This is a genomic window from Thauera terpenica 58Eu, assembly GCF_000443165.1.
GTDB lineage: Bacteria > Pseudomonadota > Gammaproteobacteria > Burkholderiales > Rhodocyclaceae > Thauera > Thauera terpenica.
Map to the genome: position 1 here is coordinate 1 of NZ_ATJV01000004.1, position 491 is coordinate 491.

A 491-nucleotide genomic window follows, 5' to 3' on the forward strand; every position below is an offset into this window, starting at 1 on the left:
AGGGCGCGCTCGAACTCGGCGAACGCGCCCATCACCGACAGCATCAGGTTCGCCATCGGCGAGTCCTCGCCGGTGAAGGTCAGGCTTTCCTTGACGAATTCGATGCGCACGCCGCGCTGGGTGAGCTTCTGCACTAGACGGCGCAGGTCGTCGAGGTTGCGCGCCAGGCGGTCCATGCTGTGCACCACCACCGTGTCGCCCTCGCGCACGAAGGCGAGCAACCGTTCTAGCTCGGGGCGCTGGGTGTCCTTGCCCGATGCCTTGTCGGTGAACAGCCTGTCCACCGGCACATGCTCAAGCTGGCGTTCCGGGTTCTGGTCGAAGCTGCTGACGCGGACGTAGCCGATGCGCTGACCGTGCAAAGGGTCCTCCTGAGGGGAATGTGTCAGGAAGAAATCTATGACTCTTGACGGTGCGTGTCAATCAATTCTGAAGGCGACTCTATTCTGACGCTTTCGCGCCGGATGGTCTGACGCCATGTTAGGGTATAG

At 61.9% G+C, this 491-nt stretch carries 1 protein-coding gene; it reads right to left on the reverse strand.

Annotated features, from left to right (window positions below):
- Positions 1–362 (reverse strand): recombinase family protein (locus M622_RS22855; RefSeq protein ID WP_021247886.1); only part of this gene is annotated, 362 nt, incomplete at its 3' end.
- Between the last annotated feature and the right edge of the window lie 129 nt (positions 363–491).